At 72.8% G+C, this 7,984-nt stretch carries 6 protein-coding genes; all 6 read right to left on the reverse strand.

The genetic code is table 11. From position 1 onward, the window contains the following. Window positions 1–118: 118 nt before the first annotated feature. Complete coding sequence (locus QR78_RS18615; protein WP_089504175.1) at window positions 119–2,020, reverse strand: dipeptide ABC transporter ATP-binding protein; 1,902 nt, start codon at window positions 2,018–2,020, stop codon at window positions 119–121. A gap of 23 nt (window positions 2,021–2,043) precedes the next feature. Further along, on the reverse strand, window positions 2,044–2,991 hold the full coding sequence (locus tag QR78_RS18620; RefSeq protein ID WP_048429056.1) for an isoaspartyl peptidase/L-asparaginase family protein: 948 nt from the start codon (window positions 2,989–2,991) through the stop codon (window positions 2,044–2,046). Then, the gene (locus tag QR78_RS18625; protein WP_048429057.1) at window positions 2,988–3,926 is read right to left on the reverse strand and encodes a MurR/RpiR family transcriptional regulator; all 939 of its coding nucleotides are present in this window, start codon (window positions 3,924–3,926) and stop codon (window positions 2,988–2,990) included. The genes QR78_RS18620 and QR78_RS18625 overlap by 4 nt, the downstream gene beginning before the upstream one ends. A 344-nt stretch (window positions 3,927–4,270) precedes the next feature. Beyond that, entirely contained in the window at window positions 4,271–5,107 is an 837-nt protein-coding gene (locus QR78_RS18630; protein WP_048429058.1) for a GNAT family N-acetyltransferase, read from the reverse strand. Window positions 5,108–5,411: 304 nt separating this feature from the next. Beyond that, window positions 5,412–6,740: an NAD(P)/FAD-dependent oxidoreductase gene (locus tag QR78_RS18635; protein WP_048429059.1), complete on the reverse strand. Its 1,329-nt coding sequence runs from the start codon at window positions 6,738–6,740 to the stop codon at window positions 5,412–5,414. Between the two features lie 144 nt (window positions 6,741–6,884). Next, the coding region (locus QR78_RS18640) for an aldehyde dehydrogenase family protein (protein WP_048429060.1) at window positions 6,885–7,984 on the reverse strand (1,100 nt) is incomplete at its 5' end.

Genomic DNA, 7,984 nt, shown 5'->3' on the forward strand with positions numbered 1-7,984 from the left:
CTCGAAGGATGGCTCCAGAAGTCTCTGCGATCCCTGGACCCCTCCTTCGAGGCTGCTTCGCAGCATCTCAGGATGAGGTCGCGGGTGGGATGAAATCTGTCACTCACCTTGAGGACACTCACGCCGCGAGGCCGCCGACTACGTGCCGGGCCGCCCAATGGCCCGGACCGACCTCGACCAGCGGCGCCACCTCCGGCTCGTCGCCGAGCGCACGGACCGGGCTCGGGATCTCGCCGGTGAGGAGGCCGCGGGGCCTGGCGTGGCGCCGCTCCGGATCGGCGACCGGCACCGCGGCCATCAGCTTCTTGGTGTAGGGGTGCTGCGGGTTCTCGAAGATCGCCCGGCGCGGGCCGATCTCGACGATCTGGCCGAGGAACATCACGGCGACCCGGTGGCTCACCCGCTCCACGACCGCCATGTCGTGCGAGATGAACAGGTAGGAGAGCCCCAGCTCGCGCTGCAGGTCGAGCATCAGGTTGACGATCTGGGCCTGGATCGAGACGTCGAGGGCCGAGACCGCCTCGTCGGCGACGATCACCTTCGGGTTGAGCGCCAGCGCCCGCGCGATGGCGATGCGCTGGCGCTGGCCGCCGGAGAATTCGTGCGGATAGCGCGACCCTTGCGTCGGGGTCAGGCCGACCCGCTCCAGGAGCCAGGCCACCCGCGCCTCGGCCTGGCGCCGAGGCGTGCCGTGCACCAGCAGCGGCTCCATGATCGAGAAGCCGACGGTGAGCCGCGGATCGAGGGAGGCGTAGGGGTCCTGGAAGATGAACTGGATGTTTTTTCGGAGTGCCTGGAGCTTGCTCGGCGGAAGGTGGCGGATGTTCTCGCCGGCGAACTCGATCAGCCCGCTCTGGCTCTCGACGAGGCGGAGCAGCGAGCGGCCGGTCGTCGACTTGCCGCAGCCCGACTCGCCGACGAGGGCCAGGGTCTCGCCGGCCTGGAGGTCGAAGCTGATCCGCTCGACCGCGTGGACGCGCCGGCGCACCCGGTTGAGCAGGCCGCCGCGGATGTCGAAGCGGGTGACGAGGTCGCGCACCCGCAGGATCGGGGGGCCGGGCCGGCGGGTGTCCTGCGGCGCGTCGCGCGTCGCCTGCGCGGCCGGGGTCTCGGTCGCATCGGGCCGCAGGAGGTCGAACTGGCGCGGCAGGTCGCTGCCCGCCATGGCGCCGAGCCGCGGCACGGCGGCGAGCAGCGCCTGGGTGTAGGCGTGGCGCGGGGCGGCGAAGAGGGGGGCCGCGCTGCCCTCCTCGACCTTGTCGCCGCGGAACATCACCAGCACCCGGTCGGCGATCTCGGCCACCACCCCCATGTCGTGGGTGATGAAGACGACACCCATCTTCATCTCGTCCTGGAGACTGCGGATCAGCTCGAGGATCTGGGCCTGGATGGTGACGTCCAAAGCCGTTGTCGGCTCGTCGGCGATGAGGAGCTGCGGCCGGCAGGCGAGCGCCATCGCGATCATCACCCGCTGGCGCATGCCGCCCGAGAGCTGGTGGGGGAACCGCGTCAGCACGTTGCGGGCCTCCGGGATGCGCACGAGGTCGAGCATCCGCAGGGCCTCGGCCCGGGCCGCCGCATGGCCCTTGCCCTGGTGCACCCGGATCGACTCCGCGATCTGCTCGCCCGCGGTGAAGACCGGGTTGAGCGAGGTCATCGGCTCCTGGAAGATCATCGCGATCTCGGCGCCGCGCATCTCCCGCATCTCGGCGCTGGAGGCATGCGCCAGATCGAGGATCGCGCCCGAGCGGCGGCGAAACAGCATGCGGCCGGTGGCGATCTTGCCGCCGCCATGCTCGACGAGGCGCATCAGCGCGAGCGAGGTGACGGACTTGCCCGAGCCCGATTCGCCGACGATCGCCAGGGTCTCCCCGGCCTCGACGTGGAAGGACAGGTCGCGCACCGCCTCGACGGTGCGCTCGGAGGTGGTGAAGCGCACGGTCAGGTCCGAGACCGACAGGATGCGCCGGTCGGGCAGGATCAGCGAAGGGGCAGGGGCAGGGGAGGGGGAACGCGTCACGGTCGGCACTCAGACGATGGCGGTCATGAGAAGATGGCGGTCTCGGGCGTGTCGCCGGCCCGGACGAGGCCGCGATACATGCCCGCGGTGTTGAACGGCATGGCGACGCGGCCCCGCGCATCGACCGCGATGAGGCCGCCCTGGCCGCCGAGCGGGGTCAGCGCGTCGCGCACGGTCGCCTGCGCCGCGGCGTCGAGATCGAGGCCCGCATAGGCCATGCGGGCGCAGACGTCGTAGGCCGCCGCCGCCCGGATGAAGACCTCGCCGGTGCCGGTGCAGGACACCGCCGCCGTGCGGTCGTCGGCATAGGTGCCGGCGCCGATCAGCGGCGTATCGCCGATGCGGCCGGGCCGCTTGTTGGTCATGCCGCCGGTCGAGGTGAGCGCGGCCAGGTGGCCGTTCCGGTCGAGTGCCACGGCGCCGACGGTGCCGAATTTCCGGCGCTCGTCGAGGGGCGTCCCCTCGTCGTGGTCGAGGCTGACCCGCCCGCCGGCCTGCGCCGCTTCGAGCTGCCGGCGGCGCGCCTCGGTCGAGAAGAAATCCGGCTCGACCCTCTCGAGGCCGTGGGCGCGGCAGAATTCTTCCGCACCGGCCCCCGCCAGGAGGACGTGCGTGCCGTCCTCCATCACCGCGCGGGCCGCCCGGCCCGGCCGGCGCACCCGGGCGAGGCCCGCGACCGCTCCGGCCCGCAGGGTCGCGCCGTCCATGATCGCGGCGTCGAGCTCGTGGGTGCCGGCGCTGGTGAAGACCGCACCGACCCCGGCATTGAACAGCGGGCATTCCTCCAGGAGGTCGACCGCGACGGCGACCGCGTCGAGGGCGCTGCCGCCCTCGCGCAGGCAGCGTTCGCCGGCGGCCAGGATCTCGGCCAAAGCCGCGTGATAGGGTGCCTCGCCGTCGCTGCCGGCTTCCGGCCGCGCGATCGTGCCGGCGCCGCCATGGATGGCGAGGACGGGGCGGAGGTCGGTCATGTCTCGGAATCCGGGTCGGAGAGGGGGGCGGGCTCGGTCATCGCGGCGGCCGGCGGCCAGGCCGCGTAGTCGCCCTCGAGCCAGGGCAGGACCGATTCGGTGAGCCGCGTCGCCGTGGCGACGAGCCCGCCCGCGGCGTGCGCCACCGCGCTCGACAGCGCCTCGACCAGGGCGGCGAGGCTGGCTTCCGAGGCCGCGAAGTAGCGGCTGTCGGTGCGCACGCAGAGCGTGATCGTGGCGCGCGCGGCGACCGGCGAGTGCGGGCCGTCGGTGAGGGCCAGGACCGCCGCGCCGCCGTCCCGCGCCTGGCCGGCGAGCCGGACCGTGTCGGCGAAGTAGCGCGGCGTGGCGAGCACGATGACGAGGTCGTCGGCGCTCAGCCGCCGCAGGACGCGGGCGGCAAAGGCCGGTCCCTCGACGGTGGCGAGCAGGTGGACGTCCTGGCGCGTGAGGTCGAGGTTGCGGGCGAGCAACCCCGCCGGCCAGGCCGAGCTGCCGAAGCCGAGGACGTAGACCCGCCGCGCCCCCCGGATCGCCGCCACCGCCCGCTCGCAGGCCCCGGTATCGAGCCCGGCCCGCGTCGCCTCCAGGTTGCGCCCGATCGCCGCGAAGGTCGCCTCGAAGACGCTGGCCGGATCGGCCGGCTGCTCGAGGTCGCCGCGCAGCTTCTCCACCGGCGCCAGCGCGCCCTCGAAGCCCAGCACCAGGGCGGCGCGGAACTGCGCGTAGCCCTCGTAGTCCAGCGCCCGGGCGAAGCGGTTGGCGGTCGCCACCGAGACGCCCACGAGGTCCGCCAGCTCGGCGACCGGCAGGGTCGCGGCCTTGAGCGGGTGGTCGAGCACGTAGCGCGCCACCTCGCGGTGCGACTGGCTCAGGCCCGGGAAGCTGCGGGCGATCCGCTGGGCGACGGAGGCGCCGTCGGCCGGCGCGCTCACGCCGTCCTCCTCGCGCGTCGGCCGGCGCTGCCGCTCAGGTGATCGAAAAATCTCATGGGCGAGATAGTGGCGATATTTTTATGCCGAGCGCAAGCCCGTCGATGGCGGGATTGCGGGCATGTCCTGCCCGATGCCCGGGCACGGCGACGGCGTCTCGCGCATGGCGCTTCTGTCGGGATGCCGGTCGCCGCGCTCGTCAGAGTTGCGCCGATCCGCACGGCGAGCGGCCCTTCGCGTCGCCAAAAAAAAAGCTCCCGGCGGAGCTGCACGAGGCAACTCCGCCGGGAGCTTTCCTTCATCGCTCTCCTCGCCGGACCGGTGTTCACCGCTCCGGCGAACGCGTCTCAGCCCAGGGCCTGGCTCGCGAGGCCGAAGACCTGCGCGGGGCCGCTGCGTCCATCCTCGCCCCGGGTCATCTCGACGCTGCGATCGACGTTGGGGAGGCCCGACGCCGCGAGGAACTCGGCGAACGGGCCGTCGTCGCGGCGGGTGTCGACGCGCAGGAACGCGCCGTCGTGCTCCCGCACATGGGCCGAGGCGAGGGCGATCGCGTCGCCGTCCGACTGGGCGACGATCGGACCGACGACGTGACCGCGACCGAAGGGCCGGCATACCGCGTAGCCGGCGATCCGGCCGTCGCGCTCCAGGACGACGGTCCGGCCCTGCACCCGCAGGGCGTCCAGGAGCCCGCTCCGGTCCCCGCCGGTCGCGGCGGCGTCGAGCTGGCCGATCGCGGCCCAGTCCGCGTCGGCGGCCGGGCGGACCGCCTCGTCGTCGACCGTCGCGCCCGCGCTCGCCGGGCCCTGGTGCTGCGTGATCGACCCCGTGACGACGAAGCCGAGCTTCTCGTAGAGCGGCCGTCCCGCCGCGGTCGCCGTCAGCCGGATCGCGCGCGCACCGGCCCGCTCGATCAGGTCGTTCATCAGCCGCTTGCCGGTCCCGCGCCCCTGCAGGGCGGGATCGACGATCACCATGCCGATCGTCGCCAGCCGCTCGCCGTAATGCCACGACATGGCGCAGCCGGTGATCGCGCCGTCCTCGGTCGCCACCCGGCCCTGGCCGACGGCGTGAAACAGCTGCCAGTCCTCGAGACGGTGCGGCCAGCGCACCGCCTGGGACAGGGCGTGACCGCGCGCCAAATCCTGCTCGGTCATCGAGCGCATCTCAGTCGTAGCCGTCATGTCGAGCCGAAACTCCTCGGGGGCGGTCGTCGCGCAAGCACGGTCGCCCGGGTCGAACGAAAGGCGGTGAGCGACCCTGGCGCGGGGCGCGACCGGTGCTGGAGCATTTTCCGACGAAGTGGGCACCGGTCCGTCGATAGAAAATGCATCAGAATCAATGATCGAGAGCATCCTCCGATCGCAACGCGATCGGGTGCTGCTCTGAGCAGACTTGCGTTGGCAGGCCAACGCTTCGCCCGCTTAGGTTCTTGTTTTATCGCAGATTTTTTCCGCCGAACCGGTGTCCACTGCGGCAAAATCTGCTCTAGAAGTCCGCGACCTTGCCCCAGGCCGAGGCGTGGAAGCGGTCGGGATGGTAGGGCCGCGGATCGACGATCGGCTCGGCGCCCGTGACGATGTCGGCGATGAGATGGCCGGCACCCGGGCCGATGCCGAAGCCGTGGCCGGAAAATCCCGCCGCCAGGACGAGGCCGGGCACGCCCGTCACCTCGCCGATCCCCGGCACGCCGTCGGGCGTCGAATCGACGTAGCCGGCCCAGGAGGCGGTGACCGCGGTGTCGCGGAGCGCCGGCAGCAGCTCGAGCGCGCGCCGGCGGGTCTCGGCGATGAGCCGCGCGTCGGGCTTCGGGTCGAGGATGCGCACCCGCTCCATCGGCGTCGGCTTGTCGAGGGCCCAGCGCTTCGCGGTCTCGTGGCCGCTGCGCCAGGCCTCGGTGCCGCCCGGCAACAGGACGCGCCAGCGCTTGGCGAACATCGGCACGAATTCGCGGGCGAACAGGATCTGCTGGGGCGTGGGATCGACGCGGGCGCGCCCGCTGATCGCCAGGTTGTAGCCGCCGCTCTCGCCGCGGCGGGTGAGCGAGACGCCCGCGGTGTAGAGCGCGTCCGGCAGGCCGGCGACGTTGGGGCCGACCGCCATGATCGACTGGCGCACCGCGGCTTGCGGGAAGCGGATGCCGAGCTGGCGGCAGAACGACGAGGCCCAGGCGCCGCCGGCCATCACCACGGTCTTTGTACGGATCGTGCCCTTCTCGGTCACGACGCCGCTGACGCGGCCGCCCTCGAGTTCGAGGCCGCGCGCGGCGCAGAACTGGTGCACGGTCCCGCCCGCCTTCATCACGCCGCGTGCGGCGACCGGCACGGCGCGGGAGGTGTCGGCGATGCCGTCCGTGGGCGAGAACACCCCGCCCTTCCACTCCCGTCCGGTGGCCCGGCCGTGCTCGCGCGCCTCGGCGGCCCCGAGCACGTGGGTGACGACGCCCTCGCCGGCGGCGAAGTCGCGCCACTTGGCCCAGCGGGCGATCTCGGCCTCGTCGTTGCTGAGGTAGAGCAGGCCGCAGCGCCGGAAGCCCGGATCCTCGCCGATCTCGGCCTTGAGCCGATCCCACAACGCGATGGCCTTCGTCGCCATCGGCAGTTCGCGGGCGTCGCGGTTCTGCTGCCGGCACCAGCCCCAGTTGCGGCTCGACTGCTCGGCGCCGATGCGGCCCTTCTCGACGAGCGCGACGCTGACGCCCCGGCGCGCGAGGTAATAGGCCGTGAAGGTGCCCACGACCCCGCCGCCGATCACCACGACATCGGCGGCCGCCGGCAGGTCCGGGGTCGTGTCGATATGGAGGAGTGGCGCTGGCATCCGTGGGCTCCCTGTGACCGGGACAGCCTAGCGGGGACCGCCGCGCCGAGTGTGCCGGAGTGGCCGGACGCAGCGGCATTTTCTGCCGTCCGCCCCCGGCCGGCCGCCGGGATCGCCCGGCGGGGTCGAGGCGTCGGCCCTGCCTCAGCTGTAGTAGCCGAGGATCGACTTGGTCTCGAGATACTCCTCCAGGCCCTCCCGGCCGTATTCCCGGCCGTTGCCCGAGCGCTTGTAGCCGCCGAACGGCGCCTCCGGGTCCCAGGCCGGGGAGTTGAGATGGACCTGGCCGGCGCGGATCCGCCCGGCCACCGCCCGCACCTGCTCCATGTCGGTGCCCTGGACGTGGGCGCCCAGCCCGTAGATCGAGTCGTTGGCGATCTCCACCGCCTCCTCGACGCCGTCGTAGGGCAGGATCGCCAGGACCGGCCCGAAGATCTCCTCCTGGGCGATCACCATGTCGCGGCGCACCTCGGAAAAGACGGTCGGCCGGGCGAAGAGGCCGCCCGTGAGGCCGTCGGGCCGCCCGGTTCCGCCGGTGACGAGCTTGGCGCCCTCCTCGATGCCGATCGCGATCATCCGCTGGATGCGGTCGTACTGCGCCCGGTTGGCGATCGCGCCGTGGGTCGTCTCCTCGTTGCGCGGATCGCCGACCACGAAGCCCGCGGCCGTCGTCCGCGCCAGGGCCTCGACCTCGGCGAGACGGGCGCGGGGCACCAGCATCCGGGTGGGCGCGCTGCAGGATTGCCCGAGGTTGCGCATCGCGGCGGCGACGCCGAGCGGGACGCAGCGGGCGAGGTCGGCATCCGGCAGCACGACGTTGGGCGACTTGCCGCCGAGCTCCTGGGCCACGCGCTTGACGGTCGGCGCCGCGGCCTGCGCCACCAGCACGCCGGCCCGGGTCGATCCGGTGATCGAGATCATGTCGACCTCCGGATGCGTGGACAAGCCCTCGCCGACCACCGGCCCGGTGCCGTTGACGAGGTTGAACACGCCCGCCGGGCAGCCGGCCTCGTCCATCACCTCGGCGAACAGGAGCGCGCTCAGGGGCGAGAGCTCGCTCGGCTTGAGGATGACGGTGCAGCCCGCCGCCAGGGCCGGGGCGACCTTGGCGGTGATCTGGTAGAGCGGCCAGTTCCACGGCGTGATGAGGCCGCACACGCCGATCGCCTCGCGGGCGATGGCGGTGGTGCCGCGCCGCGACAGGAACGGGAAGGTCGCCAGCAGGTCGCGCGCGACCCGGATAT

The sequence above is a fragment of the Methylobacterium indicum genome (assembly GCF_001043895.1).
Lineage (GTDB): Bacteria > Pseudomonadota > Alphaproteobacteria > Rhizobiales > Beijerinckiaceae > Methylobacterium > Methylobacterium indicum.